The sequence below is a fragment of the Desulfosporosinus sp. OT genome (genome assembly GCF_000224515.1).
Taxonomy (GTDB): domain Bacteria; phylum Bacillota; class Desulfitobacteriia; order Desulfitobacteriales; family Desulfitobacteriaceae; genus Desulfosporosinus.
This window is the reverse complement of the sequence record NZ_AGAF01000226.1, coordinates 16024-37057: the sequence shown is the minus strand read 5'-3', so window position 1 is coordinate 37057 and position 21034 is coordinate 16024. Positions and strand designations below refer to the sequence as shown.

Sequence of the window (21034 nt, the reverse complement as noted above, 5' to 3'; positions counted from 1 at the left end):
TTCAGGACTGGTCAACCGAGCGACATTCCAGGTCATACCATTGTCTATACTCACCTCTACTCCACTTATTGTACCTTTTCCGGTCCATGCCAGACCACGAATTGTATGTGAACCCAGGTGGAGTTTTTCCTCTTGAGATGGCCAAGTTATAATTGAATTTACTTTCATTTCAGTAACCGGTGCAGCATTAAGATAATCTCCGTCATTGGTTATATAGAGATAGTCAATTGCTTGGAACGGACCTTTAAAGGGGGTAGCTGTCGCTGTAATTTGTGAAACCCATTTTACATGAGCCATACCGTACCAACCCGGAACTATTAAGCGTAGAGGAAAGCCGTGTTTATGGGGAATCGGTTCGTCATTCATTTTTAGTGCTAAAATGCATTCTGCCATTAAGGTTTTATCTAGAGGTAAACTTCGCTCAAAGTTCACAACAGAATCCATATCCGGACGAATACCCGAATCGACTCCCGTGAAAATTAGTTCCCTAGCTGTTTCCTTAACTTTAGTCTGGTCAAGAATATAGGCCAAAGGGACTCCTGTCCATTTCGCGTTGCCGACTGCTCCAATCTGCCATTGTTCCCCAGGTGTTGGAGGTTCCATCAAAGCTCGTTTATTACCTGAGCATTCAATCGTTACAAATCTGTCCACCTGAGGCATTTGCTTCAGTTGATCATAGGTAAGGTTTATGGGGTTTTCAACTTCCCCGCCTAAGATCAAGCCCCAGGATTCAAGCTGTATAGTAGGATAGGCTAGATGGTTTCGAGTAAAAAATAGTTCATTCGGAGTAATCCACGATAGCAGAGTATTAATTGGCGATTCCATATTCTCGGGCATCAATTGGAGAGGAATTAACCCTGGCATGTCATGAATGCTTTTCGGTAAGTCCTGATTTGTCATTTGTTACTCCCTTTCTTTTATCGCGTTAGTTAACATTTTATCAACTACAAATTCGACTTGAGGGCTTCTGGTGTGCTACGGCTTCAAAACAACTTTTATACAATTATCAAGCTTCTGGTCAAATAGTTCATAAGCCTTCTTTCCGTCAGCGAGTGACATTCTATGCGTGATAATGTCCGTAGCATCAAACTTATTTTCTTTTAATAAATCTAGAATACGGTCTATATACGAATGTGCAGGACACTGGCCCATTTTCAAAGTAATGTTTCTAGAAAAAAAGTCCCCAAACGGAAAATTGTTATATCTCGAGCCATAAACACCCACTACGGATACTGTTCCACCTTTACGTACCGCCTGCGAGGCAATCTCAATCGCAGACTTAGAGCCCCCCTGCAACTTTAATGCAGTCTCAACTTTTTCCATTGTGGACATTTCACCATCCATCCCAACACAATCGATGACAACGTCTGCACCACCCTGAGTTATCTCTTTAATATATTCTCCGGTATTATCATAATCCTTGAAATTTAACACTTCCACTTTATTGAACGTCTGGGCATGTGCAATCCTGTAATCAATATTATCTACTGCGATGATTCTACTTGCGCCCATATAGGCAGCCCATTTTTGCGCCAGTAGCCCAACTGGACCACAACCTAATACCACCACAATGTCACCGCTCTTTACACCACCATTTTCTACTCCCCAATAAGAAGTTGGAAGGATATCGGTTAAAAAAAGCGCCTGTTCGTCTGTAAGCTCTTCAGGAATTATTCTAGGTCCTATATTAGCGTACGGTACCCTCAGGTATTCGGCCTGACCACCATCATATCCACCAAAAAGTTCACTATATCCGTAAATTCCGCCTACTTCACCATGCTCATTTGAATTGTCACATTGACTCCATAAATCATGATTACAATACCAACAGTGACCACATGCAATTGGAAAAGGGACAACCACTCGATCGCCTTTCTTAACCTTATTAACTTCTTTGCCAATCTCCTCGACAATCCCCATAGCTTCATGTCCAATAATAAACCCCTTAGGCATTTTAGGCATTCTTCCGCGTATTAGGTGTAAATCCGAACCGCAAATGGTAGTGGAAGTTACTTTAACTATTATGTCATCATTTTTTACAATTTTAGGATCTTCTACATTTTTAACCTCAACATTTTTAACACCTTGGAATGTTATAGCTTTCATTCGACAACTTCCTTTCTGTGAAAGTGAACGTCCATATTTATTTTGTCAATTATATGGAATTTTCATGCTCCAGTATTATATTCGTCCAATCTTTAGTCGCCTTTGAAACAAGCATCCACTTATAAATTTACATAAAGAAAACTTAAGCCTTCTATTAATTAATCCAATCAATAGAAGGCTTTTATCTCATGAAATAACTAGCCAGGATTTTAAGTGAAATTTCAGCTACTCTTTTATTAATATATTAAAATATAACGCCTAGGGCAATTAAAATAAGGATTGCAATAGCAATAATGCCAACCCCTAAGCATGGGGCAGCAGGTGGGCAAGCCGGTACAAGCGGTGGACAACACTTTACGATAGGTCCAATGTGTGGCGGAGCACCAACCGGCGAAATGTTTGGAAAATGACCTACTCCTTGTCCGTACATAATATTTCCTCCTATTCTTATTTTGAGATAATTTCAATGCAGAAGCCTATATTCTTATTCTGTTTCTTACTACCAATCTAGTGACCAAGAGCACGGGCTAAAACATCTAATCTAACTATGACAGTTTGGTGAAATATTACTTGGTGAAATCTGATACCTTAAAGCAAAAAACTCTTTAGAACACAATACCCATTGCAATTAACAGAAGAATAATCACAACGACGACCGCAATACCCGGTAAAAAATTTGGTCCACATCCAACACCGTCAACAACTCCTGCGCCAAATGCCATAACGCACTCCTCCTTCCACGAAAGTAATTCATTGTACAATATAAGATATTCCGCTATTAAGTAAATTGCCATTACTTTCCATATACGCATTTGTCTTATTTCGCTTTCTGATCGCTTTAACTCAAAGTGCGCGAGCACAACGCTTTTCCAAAAAGCACTTAATATCTAACCAATAATACATAACCAAATAGACAGCGAAAACCCACTCCAAAAAGAGTGGGTTTGAGAATGTTGGTATTAAATCTATTTTTTAAGGAATCTACAGAAATTGAGAATTCATGAGCTCCTTAGTAGTTGACCACACATTTAGCTATGAGCATTAGGACCAAATATTACGTTCATAGTCATTGCCTGATTGTTAATCCCTCTTAGCCTGATTTTTTATTGAGCGAATGGCGGAACGATAGGCAGTGTCATTTAGCCTATTTTTGGGAGTTGTAATAAGCCCTTCTCTTTGACTTGCCTGAAATTGTCGCAAGGCTCGTCTGTATTGCTCATCTGACATTTGGGGTACCCTCTTGTCACTTTCGTTAGTGCTATTCAAAAGTTGTTTGTTCTCCAACACTTCTGCTTCTGTAACAGAGGGATTGTTTATTACAGACATTTCACTTGGCTTGTTTTTTGGAAGCGCCGTTTTTTCAGGTTTAGACATTATCTTAACATTAAAACTGAGGAGAAATACGATTACGATCAAGGCAATAACGCCAAATACAATTAAAGAAACCATTGAATTGTCTCCTCCAAATTTCTAATAGAGATTTTTTAAAGATTCAGTGCAATTTTTGAATAGTTTCTGCCACTCGTTTACCTAATGCCTTGCCTAGGGCCAGGTCAGTCTCGGAAGGCATATTGGGCGGATCATCCGGTGAGCTCTCTATTGGACAGGTTATTCCTACTCCGTAGAAAGAACCATAAGGTGCGTTCTCTGGAATATTTCCCGGTAAACCAACTATGATCATCCCTTGGTGTAACATGGGAGTCATTAGGTTAAGTAGCGTTAACTCAACTCCTCCATGGACTGTCGCAGTCGTACAGAATACAGCTCCAACTTTATTAATCAATTTACCCTCAGCCCAGAGGACACCTAAATCATCTATCCATTTTTTGAGGTTTGCACTAATGGTTCCGAAATATCCTGGACATCCCCAGATAATTGCATCCATATCAACCAAGTCATTTGGATTGCTATCCCGAATATGGTTAAGCTGCACTTGTGTTTGTTCGATATTGCGAGCTCCTTCGGCAATTGCTTTAGCCAAGAGTTCTGTATGACCATTTTCACTATCATAGGCTACATATATTTTCTTCATTAATTATTAACACCTCCACCTTAACACAGCGATATAACGCTAGTTATAAATTACCTATTTGATCAAAAGATTATACCAAACAAGCAGTATAATCATTACCACATGACTTCTGTATAGTTTTTCCGATGTAGCAAAAGCTAATTATGATTCTGTAGGTAGAAATAAAAAGATTAATGTCGAGGAGGTTTAAGTCTTTGAATAATAGTCGGTTAATTTTAATCAATGCTGTTGTTTTGCTTCTTCTCATCGGTGGTGGTTTTGCAGCTTATTATTACTATAATCAATCGTATCACTATATCACAACAGATAATGCCAGGATTGACGGTCAACTTATTACCATCAACGCCCTCGGAACCGGTAAGATTTCAGATTGGAAAGCTAATGTTGGCAGTAAATTAAGCGCAGGACAAAGTTTAGGTACGATTCAATTAGTAGGGGCCGGAACAACAACAACTTCGACTTCACCTTCAACCACTATGACCATGAACATTACAACTCCCGCCAATGGTACGATTGTCCAGCAAAACGTTATTCCAAACAGTTTTGTAGCTGCCGGAACAACTTTGGCCCGTGCTTATGACATGGATAATTTATGGGTCAGTGCCAATATCAATGAAACAGATATGAGTAATATTAAACAAAACGAAGCAGTCGATGTGTCCATCGATACCTATCCCGGCACAACATTAACTGGGAAAATAACACAAATCGGATTGACAACTGCTGCTCAGTTTTCTCTCTTACCACAGCAAAATACAAACGCAAATTTTACAAAAGTAATTCAAGTCGTTCCAATAGTCATCACACTTGATGGATATAAAGGGTTGAATTTGATTCCTGGTATGAGTGTTACAGCCCAAATCCACATAAGGGAGTAGCGTAAATGAATATGTTTTCGTTCGGATACATTCTACTTAGTTTTGCTATACTTATTTTTGTTAATCTATCACTGATAAAAAAGAGAGATCCTGACAAAAATACAAAGACTAACGAGAAACAACCTGTATTGAATGAACCAGTTCTTCTCGACTCGTCTTTAACAGCACCCTCTAGAAGTGTTGGTCCAACCACTGAGGAATTTAACAAATTTCGAATTCTCACTGTTCTCATGCTGGGGGCTTTTGTTTCAATTCTCAATCAAACACTGGATAACGTTGCTATTCCTCACATGATGTTAGATTTTAATGTCTCTGCCAATACTATTCAGTGGATAGTAACTGGCTACATGCTCGTCAACGGAGTTTTTATTCCGATCACAGCTTTTCTGATGGAAACGTTCGGAAGCCGCAAACTCGTCTTAGTAGCCATGAGCTCCTTTACGATTGGTTCTTTGATCTGCTCCATTGCCCCTTCTTTTGCCGTTTTCATGATTGGAAGGATCATACAAGGGTTAGGGGCAGGAATTTTAATGCCACTCTTAACCAATGTTTTTCTCAGTATTTTCCCCCCGCATCAAAGAGGCAAAGCTATGGGGACTATGGGTATCGTCATGGTATTCGCACCCGCTATTGGTCCGACGCTTGGTGGGTGGGTTGTACAAACTTATTCCTGGCGACTCCTTTTCTCGAGTCTTGTACCTATAGGGATACTAGATCTAATTTTAGCGGTGGCATGGATGAAAGATGTGCTGGAACTAACCTTTCCTAAATTCGATTTATGGGGAGCAATATTTTCTACTATAGGATTAAGCAGCCTGCTTTACGGAGTAAGTGAAGCCGGTAACATTGGCTGGGGAAGTACAGAAGTCATCATCTTTTTGGCTGTCGGGATACTGTCAATTCTTCTCTTTGTGCGTAGAGAATTAACTGTAGACGTGCCATTGTTGGAGCTAAAAGTCTACAAATATAATATCTATTCATTAACGATAATCATTAATGCCGTTGTCACAACGGTAATGTACGCCGCTATGATGTTACTTCCTATCTATTTGCAGAACATTCGCGGCTTCACCCCTTTGCAGTCCGGCTTTCTTCTACTGCCCGGAGCTTTGCTTATGGGGATCATGGGGCCCATAGCCGGTGCCATTTTTGATCGCATTGGATTAAGGGTATTAGCCGTTGTTGGGCTAATGATTACCGCTGCAGCCTCCTGGGAATTCACTAAGCTGACAGCGGATACTATGTATAGTGATATCCTGATGATGTATACTATTCGTTCGTTAGGCGTGTCTTTAATTATGATGCCCCTCATGACAGCAGGGCTCAATCAACTGCCTAGAAAATTAAACAGTCATGGCACGGCAATGTTTAATACCATGCGTCAAGTGGCTGGTTCATTGGGAACTGCTATGTTGGTTACCATCATGTCGACAAGAACGAGCGTACATCTAGCAACTTATACCAGTGTCATAACAGCGTCGAATCCGACAATGTTAGACCAGTTTGGATCTTTGGTTCAAGGCTTGGCTCTCCCTGCCCAAACAGGTCAGGCTGTTGCCTTACAAGAGGTTTATGGCCTTGCTTCTCAACAGGCTTTTATAAACGGCATCAATGATTCTTTCATCGTTGCAACAGGCTTAGCCGTTCTAGGCCTGATCCCAGCTCTGTTCATCAGGCGGGCAATTCCACCCAAATCAAATTCAGTGCCTTAAAAAGGCTAAAGCAATTAACCGCTTCAACTTGTTCTTGTAATACGAAGGCCACCTCATTCAAAGATTATCGAACGAGGTGGCGCATATTTTTTATACCATTTGATTCTTATGATTCATAACATACAGACGCTCCAGTCACCAACACACTTCAAGTCTGAGCATTTAGTACACGACAATTCAGAAATGAACTTATTTCTGAGACTAGGCGTGATCAAATGCTTTCCTCCAAAAGATGGAGTACTAATACCATAGAAGCAACTTCGCAGCCGTTAACTAACAAGGCAATCCGGTGCTCACCTGGATAATGGCGGCGAGTCGTCAAGTCTGACCAGCTGTGCGCCCGCCTGCCAGTAACTCGTGTGCCTCCTGAGACCGTTTTATCTGACAACAGGAACAATTTACGGGAGGTATTTCCTCTAGCCTTCACGAAGTCAATCCCATATTCGATGCGGATGCGTACCGACTCCCCTTCACGAACACAGAGTTCATAATGCAGCTCACTGTTCTCGCCAATAGCTAACCTAGACGGCAACACTGACAATGAGGCAAATGTCGTTAATGACACCACATCCTTTGGGTTCGCATAGCCGAATAATTCCATTGTCCCAGGATCGGCTTTGCGGATCAACGTTCGACAACCCTGCCGTACGATCCAATCCGTGTGCGGACACACATCTTTCCAGCGACGTGCCGTTTCGAGCACGATCAAAGGATGATCTTTAGCAATGTCGTTTAAATTATTGGCCACACTTTTGCGCACATAAAGAGATGAGTCCGCCTTCAACTGTTCCAGCACAGAAAGCACCAGAGTTGGGTCGCTCTTAAACAGCGGCAAGCCTACTCCCCAAGGCAAACGGGACGGCAGCCCTCACTCGCCAGCCGTCGGACATGCTCACTTTGATGCTTTGACCAAAGCATCATTTGTTCGATTACCCGCCCCGGATCACGCAGCAAAAATAGCCTTATAGCAAACTCCGCGGATGATCTTTGAGTGAATCGTTCTAGTGCTTTCATAGACAGCTCCCAGTGTTCCTCTTCTTGGCCGTACATCGCCACGAAATCCGGAAAGAATAGGTATGGAAACCCTATACAAGTCTCATCTATTGCGAATAACACGTCTAACGCTTCTTCATACCGGATCGGCAGATGTGTCCTTAGCGTCTCTGTGATTCGATGCATCCGAGCTTTCAGCTCAAGCCCTGCCCATGCTTCATCTATTGTAGCTGAGACGAAGCTCTCAGTATCGAAAGTGCTGTACACGGCGTGCACCTTCTCACCAAAGCGGCAGAGAAACTCTTTATTATACATAGCTTTCAAAGCTTCTGCCACGTCCTCACCTCCTTAAGCTTAAGAGATAGATTAATAACTTCGAAAAAATATATAATACCACACTCACAAGAGGATTTCGAGTTTGCTATCCTATAACATTTGACTTTATGAAATATGGCCCATTTCAAAAGCCATTTTATAGCTGTTGAAATGGGCCATTAATTCATATTTGACCGAACGATGACAAATGTTTGCTTAGAATTTCAATCGATGAGTAGTCATATCTAATAATTTACGAATACATATACTTACGCGTCATAGGCCACGAGTTGTTAACTCCCTTGGTGAACAAGAACTGATGGAGATCAATGTTACCCGTATGAAAAGAAGCAGCGCAGGAGTTAAGATAGAGACGCCACATTCGGATAAAGGTTTCATCTTTCATTTTCTGGATTAACGGGAGAGCTTGCTCGAAGTTCTGGGCCCAGTGCTCCAAGGTTCGAGTATAATGTTCACGCAGGCTTTCCAGGTCGATTAAATAGAACGAGTTCACAGCCATTAGCTTAACCAATTCTTGAACCATAGGGATATACCCTCCTGGGAAAATGTATTTATTAATCCAGCTGTTTGTCCCTCCCTCTTCATACCCGGTAATGCAATGTAAAAGAGATACTCCGCTGTCATTTAAAAGAGATCTAACTGTAGAGAAGTATTCGTTCAAATATTCCTTCCCGACGTGCTCAAGCATTCCAACGCTTACCACCCGATCAAAAGTTCTGCCCATTAATTCCCTGTAGTCCACGATCTGGACTTCAACTAGATCCTGCAATCCTTCGTTATGAATTCGTTCGAGGACCTGGGTATATTGCTCTGCACTTAGTGTGATCCCAAGAGCTTTAACCTGATGAGTTTTCGCCGCGGTAAGAATAAGTTCTCCCCATCCACACCCAATATCGAGTAAGGTTTGCCCGGGCTTTAAGTTGAGTTTACTTAGGATATGATCAACTTTGTTATATTGAGCTTGAGTCAAGCTATCTTCAGGCGATTTAAAATAAGCACAGGAATAGGTCATAGTTTCATCTAACCATAAACGGTAAAAATCATTTCCAATATCATAGTGATATTGAATATTCTCTTTACTCTTGCGAACATTGTTATTGGAGAGGATTTTGGCTAATTTTAAATAGGAGTTTTTAGTGAGAAGAGGGCTGTCCTGATTGTTGAAGAGGGATTCAACAACTTTTTGGACACTTCCTTCAATGTCGATTTTCTTTTGCATATACCCTTCACCGAAGGCCAAGGAGAGGTCATTAATAATTTCTCTTTTGGCAATTGGTTCGTTAAAATCAATTCGAAACTGCGCCTCTCCTGCTCCATAATTTACTACCTCCCCATCCCAAAACTTAACTTCACAAGGATCGGCAAAAAGGTTTTTCATGAAGTTCTGGTAAAATACTTTGTCGAGATTCATTTCCATGCCTCCAAAAAGAATTGATACCTATAAAATGCACAAAAATGACATTTTTAATTCCTTCTATTTCTCTTTTGGAGGACTTCGATTAATCTTAACTATGTTTTTAGCTAAGTCTTTCCTGATGAATCAAAAACAAATTCTACCGAGGAAACTTATTGGAAAGGAATTATGGTTTAGTTTTGTTTGTAGATCATGTCTAAATATTGTATCTGTGTATTCCAGATAATCCTGATAGATCTTCGCGATAGATGGGTCCCAGGGGACAGATTTCCCAGAATTAAGGTCATAGGCTTTTTGATTGGTTACAATATAAAGACAATTCCCAGAAACGAAAACCCCATTTCGTGATATGGCGATACCGGCCGCAGGAGAGTGTAATAGATCATGGCCTAACAAGGGATAGTTGCTGGCATTTTTACCCAGAAGACCCAAAAGTGTCGGGAAAAGGTCGACTTGCCCACTGACAGTATTTTGAACCCCGTTGAGCGTTGAACCGGGAAGATATATAAAAAGAGGTACTTTTTGCATCGCTAACCAAGGAAATTCATCAATCTCTTTCCCTCCAAAACCAAGGAATTCGCTTAATTGAGGATCATTGCGATTAAAGGGGGCCGGATGATCTCCATATATGACAACCATGGAGTTATTCAATAGTCCATCAGACTGGAGACGGTTGAGAAAATCTCCAATCGCTTGATCTGTATAATTAACTGCCTCCAAGTAGTGGCCGAAGACAGTATTCTGGTAAGACCCTACATTTATCGTTTTATATTGGGCGGGAATCTCAAAAGGATAATGGCTGGAAAGAGTAACCAAAAAGGTATAAAAGGGCTGTTTGGAATCTTCTAGGTAATTGGCCCCTTGAGCAAACATAGAGCTATCTGCAAGTCCCATACCCATGTCAAGATCATGGACAAAATTATCGTCATCAATAACCTGATGAAATCCTTCCGCCCGGGACATTAAATCCATATCCCAAAATCCTGGCTTATTGGCCTCGATAGCAACAGTGCTGTATCCTTCCTTACTTAAAGTGTTTGCGATTGTAACATAGTGATTCATTGGATAATCAATATAGGCGCTTCCTTTGGATACTGGATAAAGAGAGGTATTGGACAGAAATTCGGCGTCCGACGTTCCACCATTCCAGGTTTCGCCATAGTAATTGTTAAAATAGAGGCCTTGCTTAAGTAATCTATTGAGATTTGGAGTAATCTCCTGGCCATTTACTTTTTTCTCAATCACAAATTGTTGCAAAGATTCAACCTGAATAACAATCAGATTTTTGCCTTTGGCTATCCCAAAAGAGGGCTTATTCGTTGTATCTGAACTGGGATGAGTTGATTTAAACCAATCTTGCAAGGCGATCATGCTTGGTTGAGGGGAATCAAGAGTAATCTGGGAAGAACGAAGGATATCTAAGGCATGGAATTCGAGTGCACCAAGGCTTTGAGCAATGTACACTTTTGAGTAAAAAGTCTTGGTGATATTTGGTTGATTTTCCTCCAGAAGCCCGAAGGCTTTACTAGATGCCCCTAGACCAAGAGCAAACATAAGTATAAAGGCGGTTAAGTGAAAGATGAAGGTCATTGTTGTCCGACGAATATTAAGGGATTGTTGAAGAATCCTTTCACTATTTACCTTAGTGACAGAGTTAAGCCTGCTAACAGTTCTATGTTTGTTCTTCTGGATATAGTTATAAAGCTTTAATAATATCAAAAACATAAAATCCGCAACCATAAAAACATCTTGTGTTTTGAGCAATTTCCACCAGGAACTCTCAATTTCAAGATAATGCCAGGCTGCCGCAAAAGTCCGAAAGATGACAAGGTCTTGAAAATGCCTAAGGAAGATCATATCTAAAAAGAATAAGCTACTGATAATTAAGTTAGCTAAAAGAATATACAACTTACGTAGTTTAATGGGTAATAAAAAAGCAACTGAAAGAACAATCAACAATGTTCCAACTGTACCCATGATTTGACTCTTTTGTTGCATCGAATAGGTAAGTCCTAAGGTTTTGGTGAAAACAAGCACTTTTAGGAAAAATAATGCAAAAAAGACAATAGTCTGAGTTGTGTACCAGGGTCTCTTAATAAAATTAATTTTATGTACAAAATTCCGAAGCAAAGGTTGTACCTCGATTCCTTTTGATATTAATCATTGAAGCTCTTTAAGATTCATTGGCATCCGCTCAATAGATTGAACAATATTCGTGCTAATTGAAAACAACACTCTTATTATACAACTTTTCACGTATTGATAATAAAAAAGTTGTCAGGTAAGCTATTTCCAGCTATACCGAGTATGGTTTCCCAGGAAACCATACTCGGTATAGCTGGAGGTATGAGCACAGCGAAAGGAATGGATCTTATAATGAAGTGATTTAACCTATCTTGATTGCAATGAACCATATCTTCATGGAATTTATATCTACAAATACTCTACTCTATTAGTAACAAGGCTAGATTTATTAAATTAGGTTATAGTAATAAAGTACGCAAAGAATCGAACACTTCTTAATAATATCAACCAATGAAGAGATCGATCAAACCCAAAGCTTCATTAAAACTAAAAGGAGATATTTTATGAGACTTAAAAGAAAAGGGATGCCTGGAAGATCAAAGACCCCTATCAGTTCAATTATCATGTATATAGGCTCTACGGTAGTTACTCTCATAGCTATAGCATTTTTACTTAATAGTATTATTTTGTTTAAAGATACGGTTACACAGTATGTTGCTCAGGGCTATCCCACAGATGAAGTTGTTAAACAATTAGTGCCCAGCCAATTGCTTCCCGGTATATTTGAACCAATCGCTGTATATGGTGGCATTGCTCTTATCTTATTCAGTGCAGGACTAATCAATCATAAAGTTTCCTATTCGTTAAAATCCTTAGATGACGTTGAAATTGAAGCTGGGGAAACTGATATTAGCAAACAAGATGATAGCGAAAATGAAAATGCAAAAGATGTTGAAGAAGCTATCGAAATTGCCCAGGAAACAGATACTCAATAGCTTCAGATACACAAAAGAGGCCGAAGCACTTGCTCCGACCTCTATCTTTTTCATAGCCTACTTAGTGACCAACTCTAATTCAACAGGGATGCTCGCGTCAACTTTCTCCCCTTTAGCCACTTTCAGTGCGGTATCCAGGGCTGTTTTGCCAATCAGATCTGGTTTCTGAGCGACTGTAGCAGCCATTTTTCCGTCCTTGACGGCTTTCACTGCATCATCTGTAGCATCAAAGCCAACTACCAGAATGTTGCTCTTGCCCGCTGCTTGGATGGCACTAAGAGCACCTAAGGCCATTTCGTCATTGTGGGCAAACACTGCTTGGATGTCTTTATTTCCTTGGAGAATATTTTCCATAACGGTTAACCCTTTGGCACGATCGAAATCAGCGGGTTGAGAAGCTACAACTTTCACTCCATCTTTGCCATCGACGACATTATGGAAACCTTGACCCCGATCACGTGCTGCGGACGTTCCAGCTATTCCTTGCAACTCGACGATATTCCCTTTGTCACCTAATGTTTTCATAATATATTCCGCAGCCATGCTGCCGCCTTTTACGTTATCGGAGGCGATATGCGAAACTACTTTTCCCCCGTTGGAAGCCCGGTCAACCGTAATGACTGGAATATTTGCTTTGTTAGCTGCTTCCACAGCCGAAACAACTGCATCGCTGTCCGTTGGGTTAACTAGAATCACACTGACTTTCTTCTGAATTAAGTCTTCAATATCGCTAATCTGCTTTGCCGTATTATCGCCTGCGTCTACGACCAGTAAATCAGCACCAGCGTCTTTCGCTGCTTTTTCAGCGCCTTCTTTGAGGGTTACAAAGAAGGGGTTATTTAATGTTGAGATCGAAAAACCAATCGTGACTTTAGCTGCCTGTTTAGCAGTATCATTGTTTTCTACCTTAGATTGGGTTGTGCCACAACCAATAAGACTAATCGCCATGAGCACTACGAGGATCATCATCCATACACTATGTTTTCTTTTCACTCTTTCTCTTCCTTCCTTTTTAGGTGGTACGAGCCACCAAGTATTCATTTTTGATGAGCACCAGCAAACTTATGACTCTACAATAGTCACTGAAGTCATCGCATCCTCCCCTCTTAACGAGCCTATATGCCCACAACTAATTAGAACCATCATTCTATTTAGTTGGAGAACAACTAATTACCCTTTTTCTTGGGGATTGACTAATTGCTTAGCTCTCCCTCGTGAGTCAGGTTCTTGCAAGTCTTAGGTTAGACAGCATCTATTGCTTTCCTTTTGAGCGATCTAATAAGACTGCCAGCAGAATGACCCCGCCTTTGACCACCTGTTGATAGAAAGACGAGACATTCAACAGATTCAATCCATTGTCCAGAATTCCAATGATCATAGCACCAACTAAGGTTCCCGCAATCCAACCTTTTCCTCCCGAAAGACTCGTGCCCCCTAAGACTACGGCCGCAATCGCATCGAGTTCATAGGACGTCCCTGCAGTTGGTTGAGCAGAATTTAAACGCGAAGTTAATATAATCCCACTCAAAGAAGCTAGTAAACCACTGATACTATAAACAAGTACTTTGACACGATTCGTATTAACACCAGAAAGTCGGGTTGCTTCCTCGTTTCCTCCCAAGGCAAAAACGTGGCGACCGAAGGATGTGAATTTCAAAATAACATAAAGTACTCCAAAGGCCACAAGCATCCAAATCACGGGCATTGGTATATCGAAGAGATACCCTCGTCCGATCTGACCAAAAGTATCTGGAAACCCGGTGATCGGTTTCCCTTCGGTGTATACCAAGGTTAAGCCGCGGAATATTGTCATAGTGGCTAACGTGGCAATAAACGGTGCAACTTTTCCTCGAGCAATGACAACCCCGTTTATTGTCCCCATCAAAGTCCCTGACAGCACACCCACCCCGATTGCGAGCATAGAGCCTGAACCTGCCGCCATCATCCCTGCAACAAAGGCACTAGAAAGGGCAATGATCGAACCGACAGATAGGTCGATTCCTCCCGTCAGGATGACAAAGGTCATCCCAAAGGCTATCAAAGCGTTAATTGAAACCTGCCGGAAAACGTTAAAGATATTGCCCACGGTCAGAAAGTCTGAATTAAAGATTGTTAAGATGATGACGATAAGAATTAAACCCACAAGGGGTCCCATGCGCTGCAGAATTCCACTTTTCCCCTGCACTTTAGCCATGATTTTTCCCTCCTGTAGCGGCTATCATAATCGTTTCCTGGGTGGCGTTTTCACGTAGGAATTCCCCAGTGATTCGTCCTTCATGCATGACCAGTACACGATCGCTCATTCCGAGGACCTCCGGAAGTTCCGAGGAAATCATAACGATAGCAACTCCTTTTTGAACAAGTTGATTCATTAAGTCATAAATTTCCCGTTTCGCCCCGATATCCACACCCCGTGTTGGTTCATCGAGGATTAAAACGTTAGGCTGAGTCGCCAACCACTTACCAATCACAACTTTCTGTTGATTTCCACCACTTAAAGAGCTTACCCATTGCCCAGGATGATGGACTTTGACGTTCAGCTTCTTAATACTATCTTCCACAAATTTCTGTTCCATCCGGTGGCTGATGAATCCAAAGCGCGATAGGGAGCGCAAATTAGGCAATGCTAAGTTTTCTCGAACCGAGAGATCAGAGACAAGACCCTCTCCTTTGCGATCTTCCGTAATCAACGCCAGACCAGCCTTAATGGCCTCTTGAGGATTTTTAATAGAGACAGCTCTTCCGTTGACAAAAATCTTCCCTTGATATTTTCCGACACCAAACAGAGCTTTGGCTAACTCCGACCGACCTGCTCCCATTAAACCTGCAATTCCTAGAATTTCCCCAGCTCGCACACTTAAGTTAATATCATAGAGCTTTCCTTCTTGTTCCAGACCTTCTACTCGAAGACATTCAGCCCCGATCTCTTTTTCTACCTTGGGAAAACGTTCTTTGATCTCTCGACCAACCATCATCTGAACTAACTCATCCATTGTCGTAACATCCGTATCCCTAGTGCCAATATAACGCCCATCTCGCAACACCGTAATCCGATCACTTATCTGGAAAATTTCCTCCATACGATGAGAAATGTAGATCATTCCCACCCCTTGAGTTTTTAAGTTGGCGATGAGCTGAAAGAGTTTCTCGATTTCTCGTTTAGTTAAAGCCGCCGTCGGCTCGTCGAGCACCAGAATTTTCGCCTGCATAGAAAGCGCTTTAGCAATCTCTACCATCTGCTGCTGACCAACAGAAAGTTCACCCGCTCGAATATCAGGGTTCAGCTCCATCCCAAGTTGCTGTAAATAATTCTTCGCTTCGGAACGCATTCGTGGCCAATTAACGAAACCCGTCCGCCCCCATTTAAACTCGCGTCCTAAAAACATATTTTCTATAATGGACAGATCGGGAATCATATTAAGCTCCTGATGAATAATCGCCACACCCAAAGCTTGGGCAGTTTTAGGTGAAGACGCTACAGACTCTTTGCCATGTATCTGAATAGAACCAGCATCTTTACTGTAAATTCCGGAAAGGATTTTCATCAGGGTTGATTTACCCGCTCCATTCTCTCCCATCAAAGCATGGACTTCCCCTTGGCGGAGCGAAAATTGAACATCTTCTAATACCTTGACTCCACTGAAGCTCTTGTTGATGCCTTTCATCGTCAAGAGATCTGTCATACCGGAATCCCTCCTTTATTTTTAGAAGATTACGCCCGCTTCGAGCACTACATTAGCATAAGGAGTGAACTCGCCCGTGCGAATCACAGCTTTAGCATGATGAGTTAAAGCTTTCAACTCTTCATGCGATAGGGCCTTAATCTGAACACTAGGTAGTTTGGCAACCAGTTCTGCCCTTTTATGAGCACTTGACGATCCCATTTCTCTCGCCACATAAGCTTTTTCCACACACATTTCTTGAAGAACGACCTCAACCGTCTCTATGAACGACGGGACCCCTTCCTTTAAAGCCAAATCAATTCTTTTAACATGAGGAGGAATCGGTAAACCTGCATCCGCTATCACAATGGTATCCATGTGCCCCAGCTCACTAATCACTCGGGAAATTTCACTGTTTATGATGCCGACTTTCTTCATCTTCATCCCTCCTGAAATACTCTTCTACCTCAACCAGCGTTGGCATCCCGCCTTGAGCTCCAAATTTAGTAACAGCCAGAGCCGAAACCTGCACTGCAAATTCTGCCGCTTCTTGAATGGATTTCTTCTGAGCTAGAGCATAGGCCAAACCGGCATTAAAAGCATCTCCCGCTCCGGTAGTATCCACGACAGGGACCCTGAAGCCCCGAATTTTAACCAAGCTGCCGCCTATCTCCCTAAGAGCAACTCCCTCAGCTCCTAGAGTCGTGACGCAACACGAAACTCCAACATTCAATAATTGTTCAATTCCTTGAGCTATCGTAGACTCTTCGGACATTCTTGTAAGCAAGGCGAGTTCGGAACGATTGGGAGTTAAATAATCCACCTGGCTAAGTAGATCCTCAGAAAGGCTTTGAGCTGGGGCTGGATTGAGCATCACAATCTTCCCATGCTTACGGGCCAGCTTGACAGCATACTCCACAGTCACCAGCGGAATCTCTAATTGCAGGAGAACTAGATCAGCTGCGGCAATTTCACTCTCACACCGGTCCAAATCCTCAGGTAAACACTGAGCATTCGCCCCTGGAACCACTACGATACTGTTATCCCCCTCAGCCAGGAGAATCGAGGCCACACCTGTGGCTTCTGAAGTTACCTTAACGTTCGAAGTATTTATTCCATTCCTCTGCAAGGCTTTCTCGAGTTCCACTCCAAAGGCATCCGATCCAACCGCTCCGATCATTGTGGTCTCAGCACCTAAACGGGCTAACCCGACCGCTTGGTTTGCACCTTTGCCACCGGGAATGAAATGAATTTCTTCGCCTAGCACCGTTTCCCCACGTCTAGGAGCTCGCAAGGCCTTGACGACCAAATCCATATTTAAACTACCTATGACAACGATCTTGGGCCGCTGGTCCATCTAAGATTCCTCCTATCGGGTCGATTTTCTGGGAATTAAAGCGACATCCAGTTCAATGATTGTATTCTCACGGCCCCCGCCTTCTATTTCATTGAGCAAAATCCGAGCAGCTAATCCTCCCATCTCATAAATGGGCTGGGCCACAGTTGTCAATTCCGGTTCGGTAATCTCTGTTAAACTAATCCCATCAAACCCGCAGACTTTGACCTGTTCTGGGACGAGGATTCCTCGCTCACGCAAGGCTTTGAGAGCCCCTATTGCCATCAGATCATTTCCGGCAAAAATTCCATCAATTTGAGGATGACGTGTCAAAAGATGTTCTACACCCTGCCTTCCACTCTCGATATCAAATTTTCCCGAGACCATTAAGCTAGGCGAATAACCCTCTAACTCTCCGACAACTTCTTCATAGCCTAGTAATCGCTCTCGAGCTGTAATAAATTCTTGGGGTCCATAAATATGAGCGATTTTCTGACAACCGCGCTCGATCAGATGCTGCACTGCTAGTTTTGCCCCGGCTCGATTGTTCGAACGGATAACTGGGCAAGATGCAGTATTCAAACCTCTATCTAACAAGACAATCGGAATTCCTTCTTTTCTTAGAGATTCGACATCCTCTTCACGGATAGTATTCGAGGCGAAAATGAAACCATCCACATACTTTTTCTTAAGATCCTTAATGTAGGTACTTTCCTTTAGGCCCAGATCATCCGAGTTACCCAAGATAACTGTCAGGCCTTTTTTCTGAGCTTCATCTTCGACGCCACGAGCCAAAGCAGGAAAAAACGGATTTAATATATCAGGCAGGATTAAGGCAATGATCCCCATTTTCTTTCCCGCCAAACCTCGAGCTACAGCATTTGGCTCGTATTGAAGCTGCTCAATCGCCTTCAATACTTGTGCGGCGGTCTCGGGATTCACAAAGTCTGTTTTGTTAATTACTCGGGAGACAGTAGCAACGGACACTCCCGCTAAACGAGCAACATCTCTAATCGTCGCCAATAAAATTACACCCTCAATTCATTTTCTGTAATCGGTTACATTATTTTCATAACCTGTGTTATATATCTTTCCAGCCCTATATCCTTCTGTGTGAATTTTAGTCGATATTCTGCCTACTCTAAGGCTATATAGTGTGTTACAAGCTGTATCGATTAGAATTCTTAAAACTCTTTATTAGGAAATGAAAGCAATGTAAACGGTTACATCTGTGATTCAATTTTAGCTTTTTCAGAATCAACTGTCAATCCTTATTTCAGATTTTATTTTGCTTTTCAATATCTATAATAATAAATTTAAGCCCTACATCAAAAATTGGTTTGCATAAATAGCGCCAATCTAATACTATTAGCTAAGTTTAAAACTATTATTTAAACAAATTTTAATAAGGAAAAGTCGTTTGAATTCATCATTATCCTTGAGGTTCTCAGGTAATTTTTGCGTCATAAGTTGTCAAGAAGGGTAGCATTATGGATAAACATGTTGACGATCACTATCACTCAGATAAGAGAAAGTATCTTCATTTTGCCGCTGCTTTAATGTTTATTGTCTATTTTTCTTATCTTCTATATAGACTTTTCTTTTTCGCTTATGGAGACTATTTTAGAGTTGCTAGTAACGGGATTAGGTATAACATAATTCCGTTTAAAACTATAATTAGCTACTTGGTGGGTGTTAACAAATTTGGGTTTGACGTATGGTTCTTTAATCTATTTGGCAACATATTAGCTTTTATGCCAATGGGTTTTCTTTTGCCATACATATTCAAAAAAATCGACGTTAGAAAGATCTTTGTTCTTACATTCTCAATTAGTCTTACCGTCGAAATTATTCAGTTATGCCTTAAACTTGGAATATCCGATATCGATGACGTAATTTTGAATACCTTGGGAGGTCTTCTGGGCTATTGCCTTTTAACGATATTCGGACAGAAAAAAGATAACAAATAACGCAAATAAAGTTGAACTCTCTTAATATATCCTTCGTTGCTATCGATTATTCGAACACCACCAAGGGACCGTTAAGCCCGAAATCATGCTTGATATGATTTCGGACTTAACGGTCCCTTGGATAAAAGATGTCCTGGTACCTTCAATATAAAAAGGACTTTAAATATAGCACTTGTCACTTCAAAAAGGGTTGTATTTATGAATGCATATACGTACGGGTTAGAGGCCAAGTATTGTTAACTCCCTTAGTAAATAGAAACTGATGCAGATCGATATTGCCACAATGGAAAGACGCTGCACAAGAGTTAAGATAGAGACGCCACATCCGTATAAAGGTTTCATCTTTCATCTTCATGATTAACGAGAGAGCATTCTCAAAATTCTGGGCCCAGTGTTCTAGTGTTCGCGTATAGTGTTCACGCAAGCTTTCTAGATCAATGAGGTAGAACTTATTAACGGCCATAAGCGAAACTAATTCTTGCACAGAAGGAATATAACCGCCAGGGAAAATGTACTTATTGATCCAGCTATTTGTCCCCGATTCTTCATATCCTGTAATACAGTGTAAAAGAGATACTCCGGCTTCATTTAACAGGGATCTTACCGCTGAGAAATAAGCTTTAAGTTGGTCCTTTCCTACATGTTCAACCATCCCTACGCTTACCACCCGGTCAAATGTTCTCCCCTTCAATTCTCGGTAGTCGATGAGTTGAACCTCAACTAACTCCTGTAACCCCTCGTTTTTAATTCTTTCAGCAGTCTTGTAATATTGTTCTGAACTAAGAGTAATACCGAGAGCCTTGACCTGATAGGTTTTAGCTGCAGTAATAATCAGCTCTCCCCATCCGCAACCAATATCGAGTAAGGTTTGTCCGGGATGTAAATTCAGTTTGCGCAGGATATGGGCAACTTTGTTCTTTTGAGCCTGCAGTAAACTATCTTCGTGCGACTTAAAGTAAGCACAGGAGTAGGTCATCGTTTCATCCAACCATAAACTATAAAAATCATTTCCAATGTCATAGTGAAATTGAATATTTTCTTTGCTTTTTCGAATGCTGCTGGAAAGGATTTTAAATAATTTGTCATATGAGTTATTTTGGTGAAGAAAACTGTCTTGATTCTTATACAGAGATTCAATAACCCTTTGGACACTTCCCACAATATCAATCTTCTTAAACATATACCCTTCCCCAAAGGCCAACGACGGATCATTGATTAGTTCCGCCTTAGCAATTGGCTCGTTAAAATCTATCCTGAACTGTGGCATTCCCTCTCCATAATTAATAACTTCTCCATCCCAAAACTTTACTTCACAAGGATCGGCAAATAGGTTCTTCATTAGACTCCGATAAAATGCTTTGTCAATATTCATTTTAACGCCTCCATCATAAAAGACTGCTCATTCCTCTTTGAAATTCATGAGCTTACCAAGTCACTCCTCATTTGCCTATTTGGTAAACAAATTGTATTATGAAAGTATATGGTTGCATTCTACAAGTAGTTTGTAATCCTGTCAAGCCATGAGCATTATTATTGTGCTTTCTATTTCCAAACCAACTGCGTTTCTGTTAAAAT

At 41.3% G+C, this 21034-nt stretch carries 20 protein-coding genes; 4 read left to right on the top strand and 16 right to left on the bottom strand.

Translation table 11 applies throughout. The features are described from left to right. From DOT_RS21105 to DOT_RS21080, 5 genes are all read right to left on the bottom strand, one after another. Window positions 1–900: sulfite oxidase (locus DOT_RS21105; protein WP_009623318.1), on the bottom strand; the 900-nt coding region annotated here is incomplete at its 3' end. A gap of 75 nt (window positions 901–975) precedes the next feature. Continuing rightward, window positions 976–2106, bottom strand: coding sequence for a zinc-dependent alcohol dehydrogenase (locus DOT_RS21100; protein ID WP_009623316.1), 1131 nt, complete (start codon window positions 2104–2106; stop codon window positions 976–978). Between the two features lie 244 nt (window positions 2107–2350). After that, window positions 2351–2536: a hypothetical protein gene (locus DOT_RS21095; RefSeq protein ID WP_040413106.1), complete on the bottom strand. Its 186-nt coding sequence runs from the start codon at window positions 2534–2536 to the stop codon at window positions 2351–2353. A 650-nt stretch (window positions 2537–3186) separates the two neighbouring features. Then, the gene (locus DOT_RS21085) at window positions 3187–3555 is read right to left on the bottom strand and encodes a hypothetical protein (protein ID WP_009623310.1); all 369 of its coding nucleotides are present in this window, start codon (window positions 3553–3555) and stop codon (window positions 3187–3189) included. Between the two features lie 43 nt (window positions 3556–3598). Further along, window positions 3599–4138, bottom strand: a complete 540-nt coding sequence (locus tag DOT_RS21080; protein WP_009623308.1) for an NAD(P)H-dependent oxidoreductase — start codon at window positions 4136–4138, stop codon at window positions 3599–3601. 194 nt (window positions 4139–4332) lie between these two features. Between DOT_RS21080 and DOT_RS21075 the strand changes: the two genes are divergently transcribed. Then, on the top strand, window positions 4333–5016 hold the full coding sequence (locus DOT_RS21075) for an efflux RND transporter periplasmic adaptor subunit (RefSeq protein WP_009623306.1): 684 nt from the start codon (window positions 4333–4335) through the stop codon (window positions 5014–5016). 5 nt (window positions 5017–5021) lie between these two features. Then, window positions 5022–6728, top strand: a complete 1707-nt coding sequence (locus DOT_RS21070) for a DHA2 family efflux MFS transporter permease subunit (RefSeq protein WP_009623304.1) — start codon at window positions 5022–5024, stop codon at window positions 6726–6728. Between the two features lie 211 nt (window positions 6729–6939). Here the strand turns inward: DOT_RS21070 and DOT_RS32075 are convergent, their stop codons facing one another. The 4 genes from DOT_RS32075 to DOT_RS21055 form a co-directional block, all read right to left on the bottom strand. Then, window positions 6940–7563, bottom strand: coding sequence for a yhaZ (locus DOT_RS32075; protein ID WP_009623302.1), 624 nt, complete (start codon window positions 7561–7563; stop codon window positions 6940–6942). Between the two features lie 2 nt (window positions 7564–7565). Beyond that, a complete protein-coding gene (locus DOT_RS32070) occupies window positions 7566–8057 on the bottom strand; it encodes a hypothetical protein (RefSeq protein ID WP_009623299.1) in 492 nt (163 codons plus the stop codon). 232 nt (window positions 8058–8289) lie between these two features. Beyond that, window positions 8290–9468 (bottom strand): cyclopropane-fatty-acyl-phospholipid synthase family protein, encoded by a 1179-nt coding sequence (locus DOT_RS21060; RefSeq protein ID WP_009623297.1) that lies wholly within the window; start codon window positions 9466–9468, stop codon window positions 8290–8292. A gap of 129 nt (window positions 9469–9597) precedes the next feature. Then, the gene (locus tag DOT_RS21055; RefSeq protein ID WP_139024267.1) at window positions 9598–11469 is read right to left on the bottom strand and encodes an LTA synthase family protein; all 1872 of its coding nucleotides are present in this window, start codon (window positions 11467–11469) and stop codon (window positions 9598–9600) included. A gap of 590 nt (window positions 11470–12059) precedes the next feature. Between DOT_RS21055 and DOT_RS21050 the strand changes: the two genes are divergently transcribed. Next, a complete protein-coding gene (locus DOT_RS21050; protein WP_009623292.1) occupies window positions 12060–12491 on the top strand; it encodes a hypothetical protein in 432 nt (143 codons plus the stop codon). Between the two features lie 57 nt (window positions 12492–12548). On the opposite strand, the gene rbsB is transcribed toward DOT_RS21050, so the two are convergent. The 6 genes from rbsB to DOT_RS21020 form a co-directional block, all read right to left on the bottom strand. Further along, entirely contained in the window at window positions 12549–13484 is a 936-nt protein-coding gene (gene rbsB, locus DOT_RS21045) for a ribose ABC transporter substrate-binding protein RbsB (protein WP_085930997.1), read from the bottom strand. A gap of 259 nt (window positions 13485–13743) precedes the next feature. After that, a complete protein-coding gene (gene rbsC, locus DOT_RS21040) occupies window positions 13744–14685 on the bottom strand; it encodes a ribose ABC transporter permease (protein ID WP_009623283.1) in 942 nt (313 codons plus the stop codon). Next, window positions 14678–16174, bottom strand: a complete 1497-nt coding sequence (locus DOT_RS21035; protein ID WP_009623281.1) for a sugar ABC transporter ATP-binding protein — start codon at window positions 16172–16174, stop codon at window positions 14678–14680. The genes rbsC and DOT_RS21035 overlap by 8 nt, the downstream gene beginning before the upstream one ends. A 21-nt stretch (window positions 16175–16195) precedes the next feature. Further along, window positions 16196–16591, bottom strand: coding sequence for a D-ribose pyranase (rbsD, locus tag DOT_RS21030; protein ID WP_009623279.1), 396 nt, complete (start codon window positions 16589–16591; stop codon window positions 16196–16198). Then, window positions 16563–17510, bottom strand: coding sequence for a ribokinase (gene rbsK / locus DOT_RS21025; RefSeq protein ID WP_009623277.1), 948 nt, complete (start codon window positions 17508–17510; stop codon window positions 16563–16565). The genes rbsD and rbsK overlap by 29 nt, the downstream gene beginning before the upstream one ends. A gap of 12 nt (window positions 17511–17522) precedes the next feature. Continuing rightward, window positions 17523–18512 (bottom strand): LacI family DNA-binding transcriptional regulator, encoded by a 990-nt coding sequence (locus tag DOT_RS21020; protein WP_009623275.1) that lies wholly within the window; start codon window positions 18510–18512, stop codon window positions 17523–17525. A gap of 467 nt (window positions 18513–18979) precedes the next feature. Between DOT_RS21020 and DOT_RS21015 the strand changes: the two genes are divergently transcribed. Continuing rightward, entirely contained in the window at window positions 18980–19459 is a 480-nt protein-coding gene (locus DOT_RS21015; RefSeq protein ID WP_009623273.1) for a VanZ family protein, read from the top strand. Window positions 19460–19655: 196 nt separating this feature from the next. Here the strand turns inward: DOT_RS21015 and DOT_RS21010 are convergent, their stop codons facing one another. After that, window positions 19656–20831, bottom strand: a complete 1176-nt coding sequence (locus DOT_RS21010) for a cyclopropane-fatty-acyl-phospholipid synthase family protein (protein WP_009623271.1) — start codon at window positions 20829–20831, stop codon at window positions 19656–19658. Window positions 20832–21034 lie beyond the last annotated feature (203 nt).